The organism is Litorivivens sp. (genome assembly GCF_057445395.1).
In genome coordinates, this window is sequence record NZ_JBVBUV010000028.1 from 13,647 (window position 1) to 35,512 (window position 21,866).

The 21,866-nt window shown below is 56.2% G+C and carries 19 protein-coding genes and 1 pseudogene; 14 read left to right on the forward strand and 6 right to left on the reverse strand.

Annotation, left to right across the window (positions count from 1 at the left end):
- Positions 1–3 precede the first annotated feature (3 nt).
- Positions 4–663 carry a hypothetical protein gene (locus AC222A_RS09935; protein WP_486774920.1) on the forward strand — a complete coding sequence of 220 codons (660 nt, stop codon included), beginning with the start codon at positions 4–6 and terminating at the stop codon, positions 661–663.
- On the opposite strand, the gene AC222A_RS09940 is transcribed toward AC222A_RS09935, so the two are convergent.
- On the reverse strand, positions 643–1,242 hold the full coding sequence (locus AC222A_RS09940) for an NUDIX hydrolase (RefSeq protein WP_372747676.1): 600 nt from the start codon (positions 1,240–1,242) through the stop codon (positions 643–645). The two genes, AC222A_RS09935 and AC222A_RS09940, sit on opposite strands and share 21 nt — an antisense overlap.
- The gene (gene mrcB, locus AC222A_RS09945) at positions 1,229–3,529 is read right to left on the reverse strand and encodes a penicillin-binding protein 1B (RefSeq protein ID WP_372758915.1); all 2,301 of its coding nucleotides are present in this window, start codon (positions 3,527–3,529) and stop codon (positions 1,229–1,231) included. The genes AC222A_RS09940 and mrcB overlap by 14 nt, the downstream gene beginning before the upstream one ends.
- A 106-nt stretch (positions 3,530–3,635) precedes the next feature.
- Here mrcB and AC222A_RS09950 point away from each other — a divergent pair, with 106 nt between their 5' ends.
- The gene (locus tag AC222A_RS09950; RefSeq protein WP_372749723.1) at positions 3,636–4,628 is read left to right on the forward strand and encodes an adenosine kinase; all 993 of its coding nucleotides are present in this window, start codon (positions 3,636–3,638) and stop codon (positions 4,626–4,628) included.
- Positions 4,629–4,680: 52 nt separating this feature from the next.
- On the opposite strand, the gene AC222A_RS09955 is transcribed toward AC222A_RS09950, so the two are convergent.
- Genes AC222A_RS09955 through AC222A_RS09965 form a run of 3 tightly spaced genes read right to left on the reverse strand, consistent with a single transcriptional unit; the run spans position 4,681 to position 6,772 of the window.
- Complete coding sequence (locus AC222A_RS09955; protein WP_486774921.1) at positions 4,681–5,256, reverse strand: YajG family lipoprotein; 576 nt, start codon at positions 5,254–5,256, stop codon at positions 4,681–4,683.
- A gap of 3 nt (positions 5,257–5,259) precedes the next feature.
- Complete coding sequence (locus AC222A_RS09960; RefSeq protein WP_372749725.1) at positions 5,260–6,291, reverse strand: DUF2333 family protein; 1,032 nt, start codon at positions 6,289–6,291, stop codon at positions 5,260–5,262.
- Positions 6,292–6,337: 46 nt separating this feature from the next.
- Positions 6,338–6,772 (reverse strand): copper chaperone PCu(A)C, encoded by a 435-nt coding sequence (locus AC222A_RS09965; protein ID WP_372749726.1) that lies wholly within the window; start codon positions 6,770–6,772, stop codon positions 6,338–6,340.
- Between the two features lie 132 nt (positions 6,773–6,904).
- Between AC222A_RS09965 and AC222A_RS09970 the strand changes: the two genes are divergently transcribed.
- From AC222A_RS09970 to coq7, 12 genes and pseudogenes are all read left to right on the forward strand, one after another.
- Positions 6,905–8,659, forward strand: coding sequence for a protein-disulfide reductase DsbD family protein (locus tag AC222A_RS09970; protein ID WP_486774922.1), 1,755 nt, complete (start codon positions 6,905–6,907; stop codon positions 8,657–8,659).
- 177 nt (positions 8,660–8,836) lie between these two features.
- Entirely contained in the window at positions 8,837–9,289 is a 453-nt protein-coding gene (gene aroQ / locus AC222A_RS09975) for a type II 3-dehydroquinate dehydratase (protein ID WP_372749960.1), read from the forward strand.
- Between the two features lie 26 nt (positions 9,290–9,315).
- Complete coding sequence (gene accB, locus AC222A_RS09980; protein ID WP_372749959.1) at positions 9,316–9,780, forward strand: acetyl-CoA carboxylase biotin carboxyl carrier protein; 465 nt, start codon at positions 9,316–9,318, stop codon at positions 9,778–9,780.
- Positions 9,781–9,815: 35 nt separating this feature from the next.
- Entirely contained in the window at positions 9,816–11,156 is a 1,341-nt protein-coding gene (gene accC / locus AC222A_RS09985; RefSeq protein WP_372759432.1) for an acetyl-CoA carboxylase biotin carboxylase subunit, read from the forward strand.
- Positions 11,157–11,293: 137 nt separating this feature from the next.
- The gene (prmA, locus tag AC222A_RS09990; RefSeq protein ID WP_372748841.1) at positions 11,294–12,190 is read left to right on the forward strand and encodes a 50S ribosomal protein L11 methyltransferase; all 897 of its coding nucleotides are present in this window, start codon (positions 11,294–11,296) and stop codon (positions 12,188–12,190) included.
- Between the two features lie 42 nt (positions 12,191–12,232).
- A pseudogene (locus tag AC222A_RS09995) lies at positions 12,233–13,327 on the forward strand (DUF3426 domain-containing protein); the annotation flags it as partial.
- Positions 13,328–13,478: 151 nt separating this feature from the next.
- A complete protein-coding gene (dusB, locus tag AC222A_RS10000) occupies positions 13,479–14,474 on the forward strand; it encodes a tRNA dihydrouridine synthase DusB (protein WP_372760201.1) in 996 nt (331 codons plus the stop codon).
- The gene (gene fis, locus AC222A_RS10005) at positions 14,471–14,773 is read left to right on the forward strand and encodes a DNA-binding transcriptional regulator Fis (RefSeq protein ID WP_372748844.1); all 303 of its coding nucleotides are present in this window, start codon (positions 14,471–14,473) and stop codon (positions 14,771–14,773) included. Before dusB ends, fis begins: the two co-directional genes overlap by 4 nt.
- 59 nt (positions 14,774–14,832) lie before the next feature.
- Complete coding sequence (gene purH / locus AC222A_RS10010; RefSeq protein ID WP_486774923.1) at positions 14,833–16,410, forward strand: bifunctional phosphoribosylaminoimidazolecarboxamide formyltransferase/IMP cyclohydrolase; 1,578 nt, start codon at positions 14,833–14,835, stop codon at positions 16,408–16,410.
- 77 nt (positions 16,411–16,487) lie between these two features.
- On the forward strand, positions 16,488–17,777 hold the full coding sequence (purD, locus tag AC222A_RS10015) for a phosphoribosylamine--glycine ligase (protein WP_372748846.1): 1,290 nt from the start codon (positions 16,488–16,490) through the stop codon (positions 17,775–17,777).
- Positions 17,716–20,034, forward strand: a complete 2,319-nt coding sequence (locus tag AC222A_RS10020) for a 7TM-DISM domain-containing protein (protein ID WP_372798067.1) — start codon at positions 17,716–17,718, stop codon at positions 20,032–20,034. Before purD ends, AC222A_RS10020 begins: the two co-directional genes overlap by 62 nt.
- Positions 20,035–20,043: 9 nt before the next feature.
- Positions 20,044–20,682 (forward strand): 2-polyprenyl-3-methyl-6-methoxy-1,4-benzoquinone monooxygenase, encoded by a 639-nt coding sequence (gene coq7 / locus AC222A_RS10025; RefSeq protein WP_372750688.1) that lies wholly within the window; start codon positions 20,044–20,046, stop codon positions 20,680–20,682.
- Between the two features lie 3 nt (positions 20,683–20,685).
- Here the strand turns inward: coq7 and AC222A_RS10030 are convergent, their stop codons facing one another.
- A complete protein-coding gene (locus tag AC222A_RS10030) occupies positions 20,686–21,756 on the reverse strand; it encodes an AraC family transcriptional regulator (RefSeq protein WP_372759516.1) in 1,071 nt (356 codons plus the stop codon).
- Positions 21,757–21,866: the final 110 nt, after the last annotated feature.

Below are 21,866 nucleotides of genomic sequence, written 5' to 3' on the forward strand. Positions count from 1 at the left end.
TTCATGGCGGCACTTCGATTTCTTACATCTTTTGTACTGCTGATACTGGCAACTCACAGCCATGCTTGTCGCTGCATCTGGGAAGGCAACTTCACCCAACTTGATTTAACTGGAAAAACCATCGTACTGGGCACCGTTACCCAGCACAGCGGTAATTCCATGGATCTAGCAGTTTCCGACGTACTGCAAGGCAAATTATTTCAGGAGCAGATTCGCATCTGGGGCGCTATCGGCAATTTGTGCCGGGCGGATGTAAAAGAATTCGAAGATGGCAGTCAGTGGCTGATGGTGCTGGAGTCCATAGAGGAAATTCCGGACTGGGGTTTTAACCCCAGCACGCCAAACTACAGCTTCGGCCGAAAAGGCGACTATACCTTGAGCCGCTGCGGCGTCTACTGGCTCAAACACCACAATGGCTACCTCAGTGGTAACGTGGATGATTCCCGCCGCTGGCTCTATCTCGACAAAAAGAAATCGCCAGTGAGCTTGAAGCTGATAAAGGCCTTCATTGACGGCCGTGCGGACAAAACTTTGCTGGCCGAAGCCGCCAAACCGTCGGAAGACAAGCAGGAACTGCTCACAGACACCCGCGTATTTCTGCGCCAGCAAATCCGGGAAGAGCTGCTGGAGGAAAAGCTGGAGTCACTGCAGGAGACCGAGTAACTCATCCAGCATCATTAACGACAACCCCCAGATTTGCCTTTCCCGGTAGTGATAACAGGGCAGGCGCATGGCCATCCGGCCGCGTCGCCAGGTCATTTCGGTACGATTATTGTGATCGGCCAGAAAGGCCAGCGGCACCCAGATCACCTCAGCCACTTCATGATTGGGTTTAGGCTCTGGCAGTCGCTTAACCGTATAAACATATGGGGTAATCACCATTGGTCGGTAGCCACTGTGGGGGCTGGTGGCGATATCGGACAAGCGGCCAATGCAACGACCAAAGTTTTCCGGATCGACCCCGATTTCTTCCCGGGTTTCTCGCTCGGCCGTTTCCTTGCTGTGGTCATCATCGGTTTCCATACGTCCGCCCGGAAACCCCATGTGACCAGACCAGCGGTCACCCTCGCGGTCAGCGCGCTTGATCATCAACACTTCAGGGCCCATCTTGCCATCGCGCACCAACAAGGCCACCGCCGAGCGCTTTACCCAGCGCCGCCACCAACGCTTGCGCGGACGAAATTGCGCCAGCCTCTCTTGGATAGCCAAAAGCGAACCGAAATTTGTGTTATTCGAAGACATTACGAAACCACTGCCAGAGATCAGGTAAGGTGCGCACACAGCGCGGTGATTCAACGGTTGGCCAACTGCCACCAATAAAAGGCATTTGTCGCGCCCCTTCACACCAGGCGTGACTGCCTTTGCCATTTTCCGGATCTATCCAGCGGTAGGAGACACCTTCTACCGGCTGAAAAACCATTGGCTCATGACTCGCATTGGCCATAAAGTTGCGCCAGACTTTGAGCGCACCGCTAGCGCCCGTCAACCCCGAGGGTTTATTGTCGTCATGCCCCAGCCACACTGTTGCCACGTAGTCTCCCGAAAACCCGGCAAACCAGGAATCGCGGAAATCATTACTGGTGCCGGTTTTACCCGCCACGCGAAAATCCGGATCCAACACCTGATATACAGAACGACCCGTGCCCTCACGCACCGTTTCAATCAAAGCATATTGCAGCAGGTGTACCGCTGCTTCGTCCACCGCACGCTGTGGCTTCTGTGGGTAGCGCGCCAGCAGGTGCCCCTTAGGATCAGTCACCGCGTATATGGCACGCATCGCCTGCGCCCGGCCGCCCGAGGCAATAGTCTGATACATCGCATTGACCTCGATCGGTGACAGCTCAGCGGCGCCCAACAGCAAGGCGGGCACCTCGGGCACTGGCCGGTGCACCCCCAGCGATTTCAGCGTCGCCACTACCTGACCCACCCCCAGCTCCAAGCCCAAGCTTGCCGCTGCAAGGTTATAGGAACGTGACAGCGCCTCGTGCAGCATGACCCGGCCATGCACCTCATTGTCAAAGTTACTGGGTTGCCACAAACTGCCATCCGGGTTGCGCAGCGCAATTGGGCTGTCGTCAACAAAGCTGGCTAAGGTGAATTTCTGAGGTTGCTGCAAAGCCGCCAGATAAATCGCGGGTTTGATCAGCGATCCGATGGGGCGCAGAGCATCCAGCGCACGATTAAAACCGGCAAAACGCGGCCGCCGACCACCAACCAATGCCACCACGTCGGCGTTTGTCACCGAGGTTACCGCCACCGCGCCCTGCACTTCCGAATAGTTTTTACCCAGACCTTCCAGTGTTTGAGTAAGTGCCCGCTCCGCATGACGCTGTACGATCGGGTCGAAAGGCGTAAAAACCCGCAACCCTTGGGTTTGCAGGTCGCTGTTTTGGTAGTCACGCCGCAGCTGGCGGCGCACCAGATCCACATAGGCGGGAAACACACCGGCAACCGCACTGCTTTTCGCCAGGCCCAGTGGCTCTCGCTCCAGTGACGCCAGTTGAGCTGGGGTTAACCATGCCTGCTCAGCCAATTCCGCCAGTACCAAATTACGCCGGGCCCGGGCACGATCACCGTGCCGCCACGGGTCATAGTACGACGGTCCTTTTACCAACCCCACCAACATCGCAGTCTGCGGCAAATTCAGCTCGTCTAGCGGCTTATTGAAATAGTGCCGCGCAGCGAGGGCAAAACCGTGAATCGCGCGGGAACCTTCCTGACCGAGATACACCTGATTGATATAAGCTTCTAGTATGTCATCCTTGCTGTAGTGCAGCTCCAGCAACACCGACATGATCATTTCCTGAAACTTCCGCCACAGGCTTCGCTCACGGGTTAACAGCACGTTTTTGACCAGCTGCTGGGTGATGGTGCTCCCGCCCTGAACGGTGCGACCAGCTTTCAGGTTGGCCAGCAGTGCCCGAGCAATACTGCGCGGTGAAATACCAAAATGCTGGTAAAAATCTTTGTCTTCAACCTGAAGCAGTACTTCAAGCAACATCCGCGGCGTATCTTCCAGCCGGATGAGTAAGCGGTCCTCGTGCAGGTTCGGATAGATACCACCGATGACGGTGGGCTCGAGTACCGCTTCTTCCAGCTGACGTCCCGACATCGACTCCACCCGCTGCACGAACCCTCTTGGCGAGAAGTGAATTAGCACACTCCCCGCCGGGCGACGCTGCTCTGGAAACGCGAATTCGCGATAGTGGATAGCCAGGGTATTATTCTGTCGGTAGTAAGAGCCGGGGTAACGCAATGCCGCATCGACCTGGTATCCCAGCAGGCCAAGCTCATATTCAAGGTCACTCGCACCGACCGTGACCCCTGGCGCCAGTATCAGAGGCCGCGCATATACCTTGGCTGGCTGCTGCCAGCTCACCTCACCAAAGGCGCTGCGCACCTGAATATCGCAGTAAACAACAAAGGCGAGCCCCACCACCGCCGCCACTACCAGCAGCTTGAACAGGGTCTGCCAACGAAAAAAACGGCGCGATGATGTCGCTTTTCGGGTACTTCTCTTCTTTGCCATTAGCTCAAATCTATTGGGTTAGGTCGCTTTCGGTTTAGGCGCATTATTGCAAAACCCGGGTCAAACCGGATAATGCTGCTTTCTTACAAAATACAGCGAAAACATCATGCGCAAATATCATGTTTACGGCCTTGGCGCGGCACTGGTCGACACCGAAATCGAAGTTAGCGATCAGGATCTCACCATGCTGGGAGTCGACAAGGGCGTGATGACCCTGGTAGACCGGGAACGCCAGGAAACGATTCTGAATACCCTTGAAGGTCACCTGATTCACGCCAAACAGGCCAGCGGAGGTTCTGCCGCAAATTCCATCATCGCCGCCAGCTATTTTGGCGCAAAAACCTTTTATTCCTGCAAGGTTGCCGACGACGCGCTGGGTGAATTCTACATGAACGACCTGCGCGCAGCAGGCGTGGATGCCAATTACAGCCAGAAAAGTGTTGAAGGTGTGACGGGCACCTGCTTGGTAATGATTACCCCTGATGCCGAGCGTTCGATGAATACTTATTTGGGCATCAGCGAAACCCTGTCGGCCAGCGAGCTGCATCATGCTGCCCTGAAAGACTCGGAATACCTTTACATGGAGGGCTACCTGGTAACCTCTCCTACCGGGCGCGCCGCGGCCATAGAAGCGCGCGAAATGGCACAGGCCAACGGCGTCAAAACCGCCCTGTCGTTCTCAGACCCAGGCATGGTGGAGTTTTTCCGCGACGGCCTTCAGGAAATGCTGGGCGGCGGTGTCGACATGATATTCTGCAACCAAGATGAAGCCCTCGGCTGGGCTCAATCAAGCACGCTTAATGACGCGGTGGCGGCACTGAAGAAGGTCGCTCGCACCTTCGCCATTACCCTCGGCGCCAAAGGTGCACTGGTATTTGATGGTGAACAACTGATTGAAATAGAACCACGCGCAGTGTCAGCCGTCGACACCAACGGCGCAGGTGACATGTTTGCAGGTGCATTCCTCTACGGCATCACCAATGGCTTGAACTTTGCCGACGCAGGTCGACTGGCCAGCATCTCGGCGGCCGAGGTGGTCAGCAACTACGGGCCACGACTGCCAGCGGCCAAGCACGGCGAACTGTTGGCAACGGCCTAAGGCCTTTCCGGTGAGGGCCAAACCAAGCCCTCATCGGAACCAAGCACTATGCCTAGCGCAACGTAAATGCCAGCAGCTTTGGATCACTAAACAGCCTTTGCAGCGCTGCTGACAAAGTCTCATTGATCATTTCTTCATTGCGATCCCTGCCAGGAACTGTGGCGTAGGTCTTGGTGTTTTTCACCTGATAACGCCCCGTGTAACTGTCACCGTTTTGGGTTGCCTCAACACGCAACAGGCTCTCTAGCTCAACCTCGAAACCCACACTGGACTTTTCTGGATCGCGATAGCTTAGGGTCTCTACCACTATACGTATGTCGGCGCTGGCAAGCGGCATTGTCTGCACCACAAAGCCCATCTCGCGAAACTTGCGCGTTGATGCCGCCAGAATCGCGTCCGCCAGATCATTGGCCGGCGTGATCAGGCTGGTGTCTTTATAGAGGCCTCCGCGACTGCCAATGGCCTCCTTCCCTCGATTATCCACCACCTCAAGATAGAGGGTTCGGCCTTCCCCGATATTACTTTTCGACGGCTCCAGGGTCGGGTTGATGGTGACCTGCTGCGGCGACAGTGCACAGGCACCCAGCAACAGCGAGAGAGAGACGAGACTGAATAACTTGAAACGCATGATTCATCCTTTGGACAAAAGTTCACGAAGATCAATAATGGCCGCATTGGCCCGGGAAATATAAGATGCCATCACCAGTGAGTGGTTTGCCAATACGCCGAATCCGCTGCCATTAAGCACCATCGGGCTGTACATGGGCTGCTGGGTTTGCTCCAGCTCACGGATAATCTGCTGCAGACTCACGCGCGCATTTTTATTGGCAAGCACGTCTGCAAAATCTTTCTCAATAGCACGCAAAAACTGTATCAGCGCCCAGGAACCTCCGCGCGCCTCATAAAAAATGTCATCTATTTGCAGCCACGGTGTTTTTATCATCATCTCCGACGGAGTCGCGGTAGACTGCCGCGCAGAAGGGTCATTGGCCAAATCGGTATTCAGGCGACGCTGCCCAACGCTTGCACTGAGCCGCTGAGATAGACTGCCCAAGCGTGACTCAACACTCGCCAGCCAGTAGCGCAAATTGTCAGCACGCGCATAAAACTGGGCCTGAGGGTCATCTACCCGCGCCAGCCGATCGCGATAGCGCTTCAGGTACTTGATGCCGTCGCGATACTCAGATTCAGAAGCTGGAACGGCCCAGCTATTGTTAGAAAAATTAAACCGAGGCTCAGCCTTGGCAAGATCGACATCTTCGGTCGATTGAGACTGCGAGCGACTGAAGCTCTCACGCATAGCACGGGTAAGATCGCGAACCTGAATCAAGGCCCCATATTCCCACGCCGGCATATTATCGAGCAGCACACCAGGCGGCGTAATATCGTTACTGAGAAAACCGCCCGGCTTATCAAGCAAAGCTTCACTGACCCCAATGAGCATATTTGTGGTCACGGTGCCGACAACCATGGGCCGGTCACCACTATCATAGAGTGCGATATCACTCGGCTCCCGGCTCCAGTATATGCCCAGAACCAACACCAGAAGAAGATACGCAACAATAGCAGTCAGCAGCCATTTGAAGGTCTGCCGCCCCCCCATCCAGTCTTCGGCGGCCTCACGCATTATCTGCCAACGTTCTGCCAACCTGCCTTTAACCATACCCACTCTCCTCAACTCTCGTGGTACTGCTCGATGGTGGTACCGCTCAATGGTGACGGTGCTCGTTTATCACACTCACTACGGGAAACGTTACCGAGGTAATATCACCTTTGTCATTCTCGAAACAGAGCGCAACCTCCTGCCCCTCCCGCAAAGGTTGTTTTAGCCCGATCAGCATCAGATGCAAGCCGCCCGGCTTGAACACTACCTCGCCGCCAGCCGGAACTGTCAGGCTCTTGCGCTGTCTCATTTGCATCATCCCGGCGCTGTGCACGTGTTCGTGAATCTCTACCGACTCCGCAATATCCGAGTATACCGCGGTCAGGGTCCAGGCCTCAGCGTCCGGGTTACTGACGCGGAAAAATGCAGCGGTGGCTGACTGCGTGGGTGGCAACCCGCGCACATAGGCCTGATGAAATTCCACCGCAGACACCGGCAATACCGGCAATATCAGAAAAAACAGCAATACACGTTTAAACATGGGCTCTCCGGCCAGTAGAACACACAGTGGCACCCGCGACTGCAACTTGTCGTGCGATATCCATTACAATGCCGACAGAGCTGCGTTGGGGCTTGCTACCCGACGCTGTATTTTACGCACTTTTAAAGAGTCATGATGCGTCTATATCAACAGTTTACCCTACTGCGCACGTTACTTCTGTGCAGTTTATTTGCGAGTTTTCCGCTATCGGCAAGCCAGACGGATACGCCGTGGAATAACGACGATCCTTTTGCCCAGCAGGCACCAACCTTTTTACCGGTTACCGAAGCCTACGCGCCCCTGCTATCTCTAACGGGTGATAATGCCTTGCAAATCAATTGGCAAATCACCGATGGTTACTACCTTTACCAAAAACAGTTTGCGACCCAACTGTTTGCCGCCGGCGACCACAGCCGCCATACCCTCGACTACGGCGACGCCATCGTCAAGGACGACCCGTACTTTGGCCCAACGCCGGTCTACTACAACTTCGCCAACGCCACCCTGAAGCCACTGCCCGACGCCAGCACCTTGCTGTTGAAACTGACCGCCCAAGGCTGTGCTGACGCCGGCCTGTGCTACCCCCCGCACGACTGGTTTTTCAAAATCTCCAAAGGCGGCCCGATCGATTCGACCACCGAATCGGTCTGGAATACTGCCGCCAGCAGCCGTTCCGCGCTGCCGCAAAATGCACAGGCCAGTGGCCTGTGGCTAATGCTGATCTTTGCCCTTGCCGGTGGCATCATCCTCAACCTGATGCCCTGCGTTTTCCCGGTATTGGGCCTCAAGGTACTGAGCTTCACCAACTCTGGAGTGGGCAAAGCACCCGTTCACGGCGCCATCTACAGCGCCGGCGTAATCATCAGTTTTCTCGTCGTTGCGCTGGTACTGGTCGGCCTTAAAAGTGCGGGGGCTGCTGTGGGCTGGGGATTTCAGCTACAAACGCCCTGGTTCGTGGCCCTGCTCTCCTGCGTATTTTTTGTGCTTTCGTTAAACCTGCTGGGCGCATTTGAATTCAGTTTCATCGGTGCGACACCCGGCCAGACACTCAGCCAGCGCAATGACTACGTGGGCAGTTTTTTTACCGGAGTGCTGGCCACCGTTGTCGCAACCCCCTGCACCGCACCCTTTATGGGAACAGCACTGGGTTTTGCGGCGACCCAGACCACTCTCGTATCGCTACTGGTCTTTGCCGCTCTCGGCATTGGCATGGCACTGCCCGTGTACCTGTTGACACTGTTTCCCCGAGCGCTCAAAGCCCTGCCCCGATCAGGCCCCTGGATGGAACACCTGAAACAGTTCCTCAGCTTTCCGCTGCTGGCCACCGCCATTTGGTTGTGCTGGGTCATCGGCCGGCAAACCGGTGTCAACGGCATGGGGCTAACACTACTGGCATGGCTCGCTCTGGGGCTCACCATCTGGTGCGTTGGGCTGCGCGGCAAAGTCGCCATTGTTGTCGCCGTTCTGGCACTGATTACAGCCATCGCACTGGTCAACCAAACGCGCTCCCTCACCCCCGAGGCGCAAACAGCTGCACAACGTAGCGACGGCACGCTCCCCTACAGTGCAGCCACACTCGCAGAGTTGCGCGCCGCCGGCCGCCCCGTATTTATCGACATCACCGCGGACTGGTGTATCACCTGCAAAGTTAATGAGCGTGTAGCACTGCACACCGATGCTGTTCGCAGCGCCTTTGCCGAGAAGAACGTGGCCTATGTGATTGCCGACTGGACACGATACGACGCCCACATTACCGCCTTGCTGGACGATTACCAGCGCAACGGCATTCCGCTTTACCTGCTCTATGTGCCCGGAGAGGAACGCGCCCGAATACTGCCGCAGATCCTCACCGAATCGCTGGTTTTGCGAGCGATCGAAACGCTCTGAACAGCGCCTCAGTGTTAACACCGAAAACAATAAAATCGTCGAAATTCACAATATCTTCTTAAAACACGCTGGCATTTGACCGCAAAATTGTGAAAAAATGGCTCCCATGCGTGGACGAGCCGGTTTGTTTCAGGCAGAATCAAAAGAATTAACGATAACTTACTGTTTTTAAAGACTATGGCATCAATTCTGGTATTGCATGGCCCCAACCTGAACCTGCTGGGCACCCGCGAGCCTGGCATTTATGGTGCCACCACGCTGAATGAAATCAATCAGACGCTTAAAGACGCCGCCGAATCCGCAGGCCACCACCTGCAATACCTACAGAGCAACGCCGAATACGAACTGATCGAACGCATCCATGATGCCCGTCACGAAGGCATCAATTTCATCCTGTTCAACCCCGCAGCCTTCACCCATACAAGTGTTGCGCTGCGCGACGCACTGCTGGCAACCGACATTCCATTTATTGAAGTGCACCTGAGCAACGTTCACGCTAGAGAGCCGTTTCGCGCGCACTCCTATTTTTCAGACATCGCCGTTGGCGTGGTCTGTGGTCTTGGACCACAGAGCTATCGACTGGCACTGGAGGCGGCCATTGCCCGCCTTGACGAATCCAAAACCCAATAATCCTTACTTCTATTTAGAGAGCGTATATGGATATTCGTAAAGTCAAAAAACTGATCGAACTTCTCGAAGAATCGAACATCGACGAGATTGAAATCAAAGAAGGCGAAGAGTCTGTCCGCATTAGCCGCAACGCAGGCGTACCCATGGCCTACGCCCCGCAATATGCGGCGCCGGCTCCCGCACCAGCACCTGCCCCCGCTGCCGCCGCGCCCGCAGCAACGCCGGCCGAAGAGGAAAGCGCACCAGCCAAGACCAATGGTCACGTTATCAAGTCTCCCATGGTTGGCACCTATTACAGCGCCCCTTCACCCGGCTCACCGGCATTTGTCCAGATTGGTCAACACGTGAAAGCCGGCGACGTAATCTGCATTGTCGAAGCCATGAAAATGATGAACCAGATCGAGGCAGACAAGTCCGGTGTTGTAGAAGCGATACTCGTGGACAATGCCCAGCCGGTGGAATTTGATCAACCGCTGATCACCATCGTTTAAGGCCCACCACGCGCGACAACAGGACGACGCCACACATGTTGAAAAAAGTAGTGATTGCCAACCGCGGCGAAATCGCGCTGCGAATCCTGCGAGCCTGCAAGGAAATGGGCATAAAGACCGTTGCGGTGCACTCTCAGGCAGACAAAGACCTGATGCACGTGCGCCTGGCTGACGAGTCAGTCTGTATTGGACCGCCCTCCTCAACAGAAAGTTACCTGCACGGGCCCGCCATTATTTCAGCCGCTGAAGTGACCGATGCGGTAGCCATCCACCCGGGCTACGGATTTCTGGCCGAAAACGCTGACTTTGCTGAACAAGTAGAAAACAGCGGCTTTATATTTATTGGCCCCAAAGCCGACGTAATTCGCCTGATGGGCGACAAGGTCTCAGCCATCAAAGCGATGAAAGCTGCCGGCGTTCCCACCGTGCCGGGCTCCGACGGCCCTCTGACCGAAGACGGCGACCGCACGCTCGAGATTGCCCGCAAGATTGGCTACCCCGTTATAATCAAGGCAGCCGCTGGTGGGGGTGGTCGCGGCATGCGCGTGGTGCACAGCGAAGCTGCACTGCTCAACGCCGTGTTTGTCACCCAATCGGAAGCCAAAGCCGCTTTCGGAGACGGCACCGTCTACCTTGAAAAATTTCTGGAGAAACCTCGCCACGTCGAAATTCAGGTGCTGGCCGACGGCCAGGGAAACGCTATTCATCTGAACGGGCGCGACTGCTCACTGCAGCGTCGCCACCAGAAAGTGCTTGAAGAAGCACCGCCACCCTGCATTGATCTCGACGCGCTGAACGAAACCGCTCAGGCCTGCGTAGATGCCTGCATCAAAATTGGCTATCGGGGCGCCGGCACATTCGAGTTTCTTTACGAAGACGGCGGTTTCTTCTTTATTGAAATGAATACCCGCATCCAGGTGGAGCACCCGGTAACCGAAATGATTACCGGCATCGACCTGATCAAGTGGCAGCTGCGCATTGCCGCCGGTGAAAAGCTCAGCATCAAACAGGAGGATGTGATTGTTCGCGGTCACGCCTTTGAAGCCCGCATCAACGCTGAAGACCCGAAGACCTTCATGCCCTGCCCCGGCACGGTAAAACACTACCATGCCCCCGGCGGCTTTGGCGTGCGAGTTGATTCGCACCTGTACAGCGGCTACACGGTTCCTCCCTACTACGACTCCATGATCGGCAAAGTGATCACCTACGGTGAAACCCGGGAGATCGCGCTGGCCCGCATGCAGCACGCGCTGGAAGAGCTGGTCGTAGACGGCATTCGCACCAATATAGACCTGCACAAGGATCTGGTGCGCGACGGGGAATTTCGCAAAGGTGGCGTAAGCATTCACTACCTGGAGAAAAAGCTGAAAGACTAACCCCCGCCTTCTGGAGCCAGCCGGACAACCTTCGTCCTGGGCGAAATAGCTTGAACCTATTTTCGCCGACACCGCTGGCTCCCACGACCCGCTCCCTCTGTTACAATCGCCCGCACTTTTACAACCGGAGCCATTCAATGCCCTGGCTACAGCTCAAGCTTGACGCCGATCGCGACAACGCCGAACCGCTCGAAGACGCCCTCCTCGAATTGGGAGCAGCCGCGGTCACGATGGAGGACAGCGCCGACCAGCCGCTGTATGAGCCCGGCCTGAATGAACGCCCTGTTTGGAATCGCACCCGGGTAACAGGCTTGTTTGATGCCGGTACCGACATGGCCGTCGTGGTTGAGTCATTGACGCGCAATTACCCCGCACCGCTGCCCCCCCACCGGGTAGAAATTCTGGAAGACAAAGACTGGGAACGTGAGTGGATGAGCCACTACCAACCCATTCAATGCGGCCAACGACTCTGGATATGCCCCAGCTGGCGAGAGCCGGTTGACCCGGCGGCGGTCAATCTCAAACTCGATCCCGGCCTCGCCTTTGGTACTGGCACCCACCCCACTACCTTTCTCTGTCTGCAGTGGCTGGACAGCCAGAACCTCGACAACACCCACGTGGTGGATTATGGCTGCGGCTCAGGCATTCTTGGCATTGCCGCGCTGCTGCTCGGCGCCAAACGGGTCACCGCGATCGACAATGACCCGCAAGCACTCATTGCCACCCGTGACAACCTGCAACGCAATGCACTAAGCGAAGACCGCCTGACCTGTCATTTGCCAGACAAGGCGGACAAAGATGGCAAAGCCGATATCGTGGTCGCCAATATCCTCGCTGGCCCACTGATGGAACTGGCGCCGCGCCTGTCCGCCTATCTCGAACCCGGGGGACGGCTGGCATTGTCAGGTATTCTCAGCGAGCAGGCAGAAACCCTGCGCAACCACTACGCGCAATGGTTTGACCAGCTGAGCGTGGTGGAAAAAGACGACTGGTGCTGCATTTCTGGTATTCGCAATTCCACTTACACCGGGTAATCACGTAAACTCCGTGCAAAAATAAACCAGCAGGAGTTTGTCATGGCCGCCAGGGCCACGCGCTGCCCCCACTGCCAGACCAGTTTTCGGGTTACCGAAGCCCAGCTCGCCACCGCGCGCGGCCTGGTGCGCTGTGGCGCCTGCCTGGAAGTCTTTGATGCGCGCAACAATTGGGTAGAAACCACCCCCCTCGAAGACACCGAGGCACTCAAGGCAGAGCCCGGTGATGAAGCGAATACAGCTTCCGGCGACAACCCGCCCGCGCCAGTACAAGATGGCGCCGAACCGACTAGCGATTCGGCCGAGGCTACACGCCACTTTTCGCCACAGTCGCCCCCGACTGAAGCCGAGACGCCTAACAAGGTGACTCCGGCTATACACGTGGACACACCCGCAACGGAGCATCTGAACACACACGATAGCGCCGCCGACGATGACGCCGGAGACAGATTACACGAAGATTTATGGGAAGACTCGGACACAGAGAACGACGCCGCGGACGACCCAAGCGATGCATGGCAGCCAAATGAGCGCCTGAAAGCCAGCAGGGAAACTGACGAGACCGACTACGACTCTGAAGAAACTGCAGCACACGACTACCTGAGCACCACCGACACTGACGACGAATTCGACCAACTGGTCGACCGACACAAACGCCAGATACGCATCAACCGTCAACAGGCCGCATGGTCGCTGCTGAGTATTCTTGCGCTAGCCGCTTTACTGGGGCAGATGATTTACACCAACTTTAACAGCCTCGCCCAGTCCGCCCACCGGGAAAAACTGGCCGCCACCTGTCGCGTGGTGAATTGGCTCGGTGGCAGTGAAGCCTGCCGCCTGCCACCGCCACAGAATTTGGCCCGCATTGAGTCACGCGGGCTTAATGTGCTGTCTCACCCCGAGTACGCCAACAGCCTGCTTATCGATGCGGTCATCATTAATACCGCCAACTTCAGCCAGCCCTTCCCGGCCCTTGAGTTAGCCTTTACTAACGAGCGAGGCGCTGTCGTCGCCGCGCGTCAGTTCCTTCCCCGGGAATACCTGCACGGCGAACTCGCCGGCGAATCGATGATGCCAGTCGGGCAAAGTGTAAGAATCCAGATTAGCGTGCTCGATCCCGGCAGCTCCGCCATCAACTACCAGATGCATTTTTACCCCGCGCAACAGTCGATGTAAGCGCGCTATACATTGATCAAAAGATAAACACAAGCCTTTATCGGCGCGGCGCAAAATAGTATGATTGCGCCCTGTTTTTCGCACTCTCTACGATGTTCCACGGAACCCGACCATGATCCGGATTGGCCGCTTCACGTTGCCCGGCAGAGCTGTTCTCGCGCCCATGGCAGGTGTCACAGATTTGCCCTTCAGGCGACTGTGCCGCGAGTTTGGTGCCAGCCTCACCACCTCGGAAATGGTCATCAGCAACAGTGAGCTTCGAGGCAGCCGAAAAACACAACTGCGCCTGGCTCACGACGTGGGGGAAACACCCCGGGTTGTACAGATTGCCGGCGCGGAACCGGAAGCCATGGCCGAAGCAGCGCGCTATAACGCCAGTCTCGGTGCCGATATTATCGATATCAACATGGGCTGTCCGGCCAAAAAAGTGTGCAAGCGAGAAGCCGGCTCCGCATTACTGCGCGATCCGGTACTGGTACGCCAGATTTTGGAGGCTGTGGTCAACGCCGTCGAGGTCCCGGTTACCCTGAAGTTTCGTACCGGCTGGTCTCCGGAACACCGCAACGGCTGCGAAATTGCGCGCATTGCCGAGGACTGTGGCATTCAGTCTCTCGCCGTGCACGGACGCACCCGGGCTTGCCGTTACCACGGCGCCGTAGAGTACGACACGATAGCGGCCATAAAACAGCAGGTATCACTACCGGTTTTTGCCAATGGGGACATTACCAGCCCCAGCGCCGCAAAAGCGGTATTGGACTATACCGGCGCAGACGGCGTAATGGTTGGCCGAGGTGCCCAGGGGCAACCCTGGTTGTTCCGGGAAATAAACCATTTCCTGGCCACAGGCGAGGCACTGCCTGGCGCAACGCTTACAGAGCGGTGGCAAACCATGCTTCGCCACGTACAGCATTTGCACACGTTTTACGGCGAAGCACAGGGTGTGAAAATCGCCCGCAAACACGTGTCCTGGTATGGACAGAGTATTAACGGTTTTGAACAAGGCCGCCGGCTCTTCAATGGGTTGACCTCAGCCGGCGAACAAATTGACGCTATCCATCGCTTTGGCGAAGAGTGGCAGCAGATTGATACAGGGGAAATAGCAGCATGAACGCCAGCGCCGAAACAAAACTTGAGTTGGTCGACAACTCACGTACGGAATCCTTCGCAGCGATCGCCGAAACACAGTCACTGCGCGAAAGCGTAGCAGTAGCGGTCAAAAACTACTTTGACCAACTCGACGGTCAGGATGTCACCGACGTCTATGAAATGGTCCTGTCTGAAATGGAAGCACCGCTTCTGGAAAAAGTCATGACCTATACCCGCAATAACCAGACCCGAGCCTCGCAGGTATTGGGCCTGAACCGCGGCACGTTGCGCAAGAAGCTGAAAAAGTACGGTCTGCTTTAAGCACTTAGGACCAACAACTCTCTCTTCCATTTTTAAAATTCAAGGGTATCTGAGCCTCAATGAGCACAGCCGAACTACCTCGCCCAGTCAAACGGGCACTGATCAGCGTTTCCGACAAAGCAGGCATCGTGGAATTTGCCGGCGCGTTGCGCCAGCGCGGTGTTGAACTTCTTTCTACCGGTGGCACCTTTCGCCTACTGAAAGACAACGGCCTCGACGTTACCGAAGTTTCCGACTACACCGGCTTCCCCGAAATGATGGATGGCCGCGTTAAAACCCTGCACCCAAAAGTGCACGGCGGCATTCTGGCACGCCGGGGCACCGACGAAGCTATCATGGGCGAACACGGCATCAGCGCGATTGATATGGTGGTGGTAAACCTCTACCCCTTCGAACAAACCGTTGCCAAGCCTGACTGCTCTCTCGAAGATGCCATTGAGAATATCGATATCGGCGGCCCCACCATGGTACGCGCCGCGGCCAAAAACCACCGCGACGTGACAATCGTCGTTAACGCCGCCGACTACCAGCGAGTCCTCGAAGAGCTGGACAGCAACAGCGGTTCCACCACCTATAACACGCGCTTCGATCTGGCTATCAAGGCCTACGAGCATACCGCCGCCTATGACAGCGCCATTGCCAATTATTTCGGGCAAAAGGTTGCTGGCGGTAGCGACAATTTTCCACGCACCTACAACGTGAACTTCGTCAAACAGCAGGAACTGCGCTACGGGGAAAATTCTCACCAGCGCAGCGCCTTTTACGTGGAAAAGAACCCGGTGGCCGGCTCCATCGCCAGCGCTCGGCAGTTACAGGGCAAAGAATTGTCCTACAACAATATCGCCGACACCGACGCCGCGCTCGAAACCGTCAAACTATTCGACGAGCCCGCCTGCGTTATCGTCAAGCACGCCAACCCCTGTGGTGTTGCCATTGGCTCGAGTTTGCAGGAAGCATACGACAAGGCCTTTGAAACCGATCCCGAATCTGCCTTCGGGGGCATCATTGCCTTTAACCGTGAGCTTGACGGTGCCACTGCCGCCGCCATCTGCGAACGCCAGTTTGTAGAAGTGATCATTGCGCCCTCTGTCAGCCTGGAAGCCAGCGACGCCGTGGCCGCGAAGAAAAACGTCCGCCTGCTGGAATGTGGGCAGTGGACTGACAGTGTGGCCGCACTGGATTACAAGCGCGTTACCGGCGGCCTGTTATTGCAGGACCGTGACCTGGGCATGGTCAGCGCTGCCGATCTGAAAGTGGTCAGCAAACGCCAGCCAACCGAAGAAGAAATTCGCGACCTGCTCTTTACCTGGAAAGTGGCCAAGATGGTCAAATCCAATGCCATTGTGTACGGTCGCGACGGCCGCACTGTCGGCGTAGGCGCAGGCCAGATGAGTCGCGTTAACTCTGCCCGCATTGCCGCCATCAAAGCCGAGCATGCCGGCCTTGAGGTCAAAGGCTCTGTCATGGCTTCCGATGCTTTTTTCCCCTTCCGCGACGGCATCGACAATGCAGCCAAGGTGGGTATCAGCTGTGTTATACAGCCCGGCGGCTCAATCCGCGACGAAGAGGTGATTGCCGCTGCTGATGAAGCGGATATGGCCATGGTCTTTACCGGAATGCGGCATTTCAGGCATTAATGACAAGCGAGCGTCCGGCGCCTGACGCCGAACGCTACGACAAAGCGCTTAGCATGCGATAACAAAGAAAGGTAATTATGAAAGTCCTAATCATTGGCAGCGGCGGTCGTGAACACGCCTTGGCTTGGAAGACCGCAAAATCCAAAAACGTGTCCAGGGTTTACGTTGCACCCGGCAATGCCGGCACCGCGCGCGAAGCCAATATGGAAAATGTCCCCCTCGACGTTATGGATTTCGAGGGCTTGGCGGCCTTTGTAAAAAAGGAACACATCAACCTCACCATCGTAGGCCCTGAGGCACCGCTGGTAGAAGGTATTGTGGACTACTTTCAACAACGCGGCCTAAGCTGCTTTGGCCCCAGCAAGGGCGCAGCCCAGCTTGAGGGCTCCAAAGCCTTTACCAAGGATTTTCTCGCTCGCCACAAAATCCCTACCGGTGCTTACAAGAACTTTACGGAAGTAGAACCCGCACTGGCCTACATCCGCGAACAAGGCGCGCCTATTGTCGTCAAGGCTGATGGTCTGGCTGCCGGCAAAGGTGTTATTGTAGCCGAAACCGTTGAGCAGGCAGAGGCTGCAGTGCGCGACATGCTGTCAGGCAACGCCTTCGGCGAGGCCGGCTGCCGGGTTGTCATCGAGGAGTTTCTCGAGGGCGAAGAGGCTAGCTTTATCGTGATGGTAGACGGCGAAAACGTACTGCCCATGGCCACCAGCCAGGATCACAAGCGCGTAGGTGACGGCGACACTGGCCCCAATACAGGTGGTATGGGCGCCTATTCACCGGCCCCGGTGGTGACCCCGGTGATTCACCAGCGCATCATGGATCAGGTGATCATGCCCACCGTTCAGGGCATGGCAAAAGAAGGCCACCGTTATGTCGGCTTTCTGTATGCCGGATTGATGATCAGCCCTCAGGGCGAGCCCAAGGTGATTGAGTTTAACTGTCGCTTTGGTGACCCTGAAACCCAGCCAATCATGCTGCGCCTGCGCTCGGACTTCGTAGAACTCATCCACGCAGCGCTGGATGGAAAGCTCAACGATACCAAAGCACAGTGGGATGCTCGCAAAGCGGTCGGTGTCGTACTGGCAGCGGGCGGTTATCCGGGCAACTACGAAAAAGGAAAAGTAATCAGTCTGCCGGGCGACGCCAGCGATAGCAGCGAAAAGGTGTTCCACGCGGGCACCAGTCTCAAAGACGGCGAGGTTGTCACCAATGGTGGTCGCGTACTATGTGCCACCGCGCTCGGATATTCTGTTACCGAAGCACAACAAAAAGCCTATCAACTAACCGAGAAAATCACCTGGGATGGTGTCTACTACCGCAAGGACATCGGCTATCGCGCCATCGCGCGCGAAGCAGATAGTTAAGCATTGGCTTTGTCTGCTAAGCCTGTGGCTGGCCTTGCCCGCCCTGGCGGCAGACATTCTGCGTATTCCCGCCGATGGACAGTTCGATCTGCCTATCGGCGAACAGCTCGACCTCCTTGTTGATCCACAGCGCAGCTACACGCTCTCACAAGTACAACACAGCCGGGATTTTCGGCTGGTGCGAACCAACGATCTAACGCTAGACTTCAATCGCGGTCGCTACTGGCTTCGTTTCGGACTCTCTAATAGCAGCACCCAGGAGCGAAATGCCGTGTTGCGCATTCGCCCCTCGCACCTGGATCATCTGCGACTGTTTACCCTCGACGGTAGAGAAATCCAGCCTGTGAACACCCGGGGCATCGCTCGCAGCCCCAACCTGTTCTCGCTGAGCATAGCGCCACAACAACAAGTTCTGTTTTACCTGTGTATCGATGGCGTCGGGCTTACGCCCACCAGCTTGAGTTTGACTGATCTATACCCCTTTCTGATCGAATATCGCTACGAATTATTCGGCAACGGAATCGGTATTGGTCTGCTATTTGCCCTCGGCATCGCCAATTTTGCTGTGTTTTTTGTTTACCCGCGCATACGTCTGTTTGTGCTGCTCGGGTGTTACTCTCTGTGTAACATGAGCGCTATTGCGGCATCCTGGGGCTATATTCTTCTTTCCGAGCATGCGAGCTCATTGTTTTCAAACCCGGCATTCGTGGTACTCACCCACCTCAGCATGGCCATCGCCATCCTCATTGCCAACGAATTTCAATTGCGTACCGCTGAGCCACAGTTGCGCTGGCGCCGCCTTATGCAAGTGCTCGTCGCGATCAACCTGATGGCAGCGGCCGTCGCCACCCAGTTGGCAGTGTCCTATTCCAGCATCGCCATGGTAGCGCTGGTAGGTATTTCGGCTACGCTGATAACCTTGCGGCCCTTGCTCACCTACTTTCAATCGCAAGACCGAGCTGCTTTCGAATACCTTCTCTCGCGCGCCTGGCTTGTAGTGTTTGTTACGGTAATCTCGTTAACCTATACCCACCTTAGCGCCAGCACTGAAACCATCAATATGCTGATGCTGTTCGGCACTGCAACTGAAGTACTAATCCTGTCGCTTCTGGCCCTGATAGACCGGCAGCGAAGTCTTGTGGAAGGGTTTAAACATCGTCTGCGAGTGTCGACACTGGAAGCCGAAGTTCGCAGTGGTAATGAAACCCTGCGCCGCTTCAATCACGGCCTGATAACACCGCTGAGTGCAATCTTTGGCATTGCCGAAATGCTGCGCAATTCACGGCTAAGCCCGCAACAGCGAGACTACGTACAGAGCCTGCTGGCGGCGAGCCAAGACATGCTCGGTATCGTTGAGAATATCCAGTCACAGGACTTTCTCGACAATGAAACCCCAACCACGCCAGAGTTGCTGTTTGATCTGCCACCTCTGCTACAGGATTTTGCTGATAGTCATATTGGCGAACTCACCGCGCTGTCATTAGACGATGACATGCCCGGGCAAGTACTGGGCGACCCGGGCCGTCTGCGTCAGCTACTGTCCCAACTCCTGCTGGTCACCACCTACTTCGCGACAGAACCGGGCATTCGGCTGAGTGCGCGCTGGCACGAAAAATTGTATCTGGATTTTAGCTACCGCGGTCGTAAGGCGCTGCTGCTATTGCATTTGGGGGATACCGCGAGTGAGTCGCGCGAGGCCCTGCAAACTCGCGGCGAGATTGTCAGTCAGCTGGTGCAGGCGTTAGGCGGCAGCCTGCGGCTGCAATCACTGGGACCCAACCAGCATATTCATGTCGTGGTGCCGCTCACGCAATGGGAACACGAACAGAAACTCCCCCAGTTACTGCAGCTAAAAGCCCGCCGCATACTCATCGTCGAGGCCAATCGCCACTTTGCATTGCAACAGAAAAAGCACTGCGAGCAGTGGGGGATGATCGCCTTTGTCGCCCACAACGACCGCCAGGCAATCGCCCTGCTGCGTAATCAATGCACACTGCGCGCGCCCATTCATGTCCAATTGATCAGTGATTCCAGTCCAGACCCGGTACGTGTCAGTAACCGATTGCGGCACGAAGCTGAACTAGCGCAGCTGCCTCCACCGGGAACCATCTTCCTGCTGGAAAATGGTCGTGATGTGCCCGCAGACGCGACGGGGCCCTATCGCCAGATGAGCAAGCCGTCAGCCAGCTTTACCCTGAAACGCCTGATCATTGAGATTCTCGAAGAGCAAAGCGCCCAAACAGAACAAATCGGGTAGAATAGCGCCATGACTCGACACCACAGTTTCCTCGATAAACTCCTTATTTCGGCTGACCGCGGCCTGAAAACACTGGTGCCCGGCAGCAGCCGGGCGCGCCGTTTCAACCCGGCCGATAAACACCAGGACACCCTTATTGACGACAGCCCGCGCCACACCGCCGGGTTGATGCGCATAAACCACACCGGTGAAGTCTGCGCTCAAGCGCTGTATCACGGCCAGGCCATTACCGCCAAAGACCCGGCGGTCAAATCAGCCATGCAGCATTCTGCGGACGAAGAGATTGACCACCTGGCCTGGTGCGAACAACGTTTACGGGAATTGGGCAGCCACACCAGTCACCTGAACCCGGTGTTTTACTCCGCCTCATTTCTGTTGGGTGCACTGGCGGGCGCCCTGGGTGACCGCATCAGTCTCGGCTTTGTCGCTGCCACCGAAGAACAGGTATGCCAACATTTGCGTGAACACCTGACACAATTGCCCCCCGAGGATGAAAAGTCACGCGCAATCCTGGAACAGATGCTGCGCGATGAATCAGAGCACGCCAGCATCGCACTGGCCGCTGGCGGCAAGGACTTTGAGCCCCGCATAAAAGAGTTGATGACGCTGGCCTCAAAAGTGATGACCCGTTCAACCTATTACATCTAAACGCTAGCGCGGCACGCCGCCGGCAAAGTACTGCTGCCGAAACTGCTTTGGCGTTACCCCGGTCCAGCGTTTGAAGGCACGACCGAAGCTCGACTGCTCCGAGTATCCAAGATTTGCCGCCACATCATCCAGTGACAGAGTTTGTTGCTTGAGATAGCTTTGCGCCAGGCCCACGCGCTGCTCTTCCAGAATATCCGAAAAGCTTAGATCGCTGTCGCCCAGCTTGGACTGTAGAGTTCGCACCGACATATCCATTTTCTGTGCGCAGCGCTCTATCGTGCAATTGCCTGTAGGTAGAGAGCTGCGCACATAATCCTGGACTCGATCTGCCAAACTGGTGCGCGCGGCCTCTTTCACCTTACTCAAATAGCCGCCAACCAGCTTGAACAACAGCCTGTTGGCACTGGCAATACGCCGATCGAGAATCTCCACGGGGAAGGCAATAGCATTCTCTGTAGCAGAGTTGTGAAAACGGCAGCCCAGTTGCCGCTCCAGCTCTTCGATATCGCGGTTGCGCGCATCAACAGCCAAATTGACGTAATGCGGTTGAAAATCCTTACCCCCCAGTTGCCGCAACAATTTCACATTGAGCAGCGCTGCGTGATAGTTCGCCTGCTTGTTGCAACCCAGATCAGTACGCACTCCCCAACGTAATTCCGCAATCTTATCGCCCACATAAAGCTCTTGAATCGCCGCTGGCGAATGGGTCACCGGGATATATTCAACGAGACACTCAATCGCCTCGCGCACGGTGGCGGCAGCCCGGCAGAGCGCAGTGACACACCCATACACATCCGGCTCCTGCAATTGCGCCAGCTGCAAACCAAACAAGGAATCGTTGAAGGTGGCACTGCAGTCTTCCAGCAGGTCCACAAAATCCTGACAGTCGATGTAGTGATCCGGATCGCGAACCACCAGCGGATCTATATGATGCCGCTCCAACAGGGAACGGGGATCGGCGCCACGGGTCCGCGCCAGTGACGGGAAAGCCCCCAGATTGGCAATACGCATCTGCCGCTCCGTGGGCATCAGTTCAAGGGGGCCGTCCAGGCTGTAGAAATGGTTATCACTCATAGCCTTACCTCTTATTCACACCGTTGAAGACAATCCGTCTGCGTCAACTGTGCATTGTTTTGACGCCTACTGTCAGGAAGCTGTCGAGGCTGCGTGGAGAATCAACACAG

Coding starts and splice junctions, on each gene's coding strand:
- AC222A_RS09960 (WP_372749725.1), bottom strand. CDS start 6,291: ATGGTTAAAGGCAGGTTGGCAGAACGTTGGCAGATAATGCGTGAGGCC.
- purD (WP_372748846.1), top strand. CDS start 16,488: ATGAAAGTCCTAATCATTGGCAGCGGCGGTCGTGAACACGCCTTGGCT.
- AC222A_RS10030 (WP_372759516.1), bottom strand. CDS start 21,756: ATGAGTGATAACCATTTCTACAGCCTGGACGGCCCCCTTGAACTGATG.
- AC222A_RS09965 (WP_372749726.1), bottom strand. CDS start 6,772: ATGTTTAAACGTGTATTGCTGTTTTTTCTGATATTGCCGGTATTGCCG.
- aroQ (WP_372749960.1), top strand. CDS start 8,837: ATGGCATCAATTCTGGTATTGCATGGCCCCAACCTGAACCTGCTGGGC.
- fis (WP_372748844.1), top strand. CDS start 14,471: ATGAACGCCAGCGCCGAAACAAAACTTGAGTTGGTCGACAACTCACGT.
- AC222A_RS09955 (WP_486774921.1), bottom strand. CDS start 5,256: ATGCGTTTCAAGTTATTCAGTCTCGTCTCTCTCTCGCTGTTGCTGGGT.
- dusB (WP_372760201.1), top strand. CDS start 13,479: ATGATCCGGATTGGCCGCTTCACGTTGCCCGGCAGAGCTGTTCTCGCG.
- AC222A_RS09950 (WP_372749723.1), top strand. CDS start 3,636: ATGCGCAAATATCATGTTTACGGCCTTGGCGCGGCACTGGTCGACACC.
- AC222A_RS10020 (WP_372798067.1), top strand. CDS start 17,716: ATGGTGTCTACTACCGCAAGGACATCGGCTATCGCGCCATCGCGCGCG.
- mrcB (WP_372758915.1), bottom strand. CDS start 3,529: ATGGCAAAGAAGAGAAGTACCCGAAAAGCGACATCATCGCGCCGTTTT.
- coq7 (WP_372750688.1), top strand. CDS start 20,044: ATGACTCGACACCACAGTTTCCTCGATAAACTCCTTATTTCGGCTGAC.
- AC222A_RS09970 (WP_486774922.1), top strand. CDS start 6,905: ATGATGCGTCTATATCAACAGTTTACCCTACTGCGCACGTTACTTCTG.
- accB (WP_372749959.1), top strand. CDS start 9,316: ATGGATATTCGTAAAGTCAAAAAACTGATCGAACTTCTCGAAGAATCG.
- accC (WP_372759432.1), top strand. CDS start 9,816: ATGTTGAAAAAAGTAGTGATTGCCAACCGCGGCGAAATCGCGCTGCGA.
- purH (WP_486774923.1), top strand. CDS start 14,833: ATGAGCACAGCCGAACTACCTCGCCCAGTCAAACGGGCACTGATCAGC.
- AC222A_RS09940 (WP_372747676.1), bottom strand. CDS start 1,242: ATGTCTTCGAATAACACAAATTTCGGTTCGCTTTTGGCTATCCAAGAG.
- prmA (WP_372748841.1), top strand. CDS start 11,294: ATGCCCTGGCTACAGCTCAAGCTTGACGCCGATCGCGACAACGCCGAA.
- AC222A_RS09935 (WP_486774920.1), top strand. CDS start 4: ATGGCGGCACTTCGATTTCTTACATCTTTTGTACTGCTGATACTGGCA.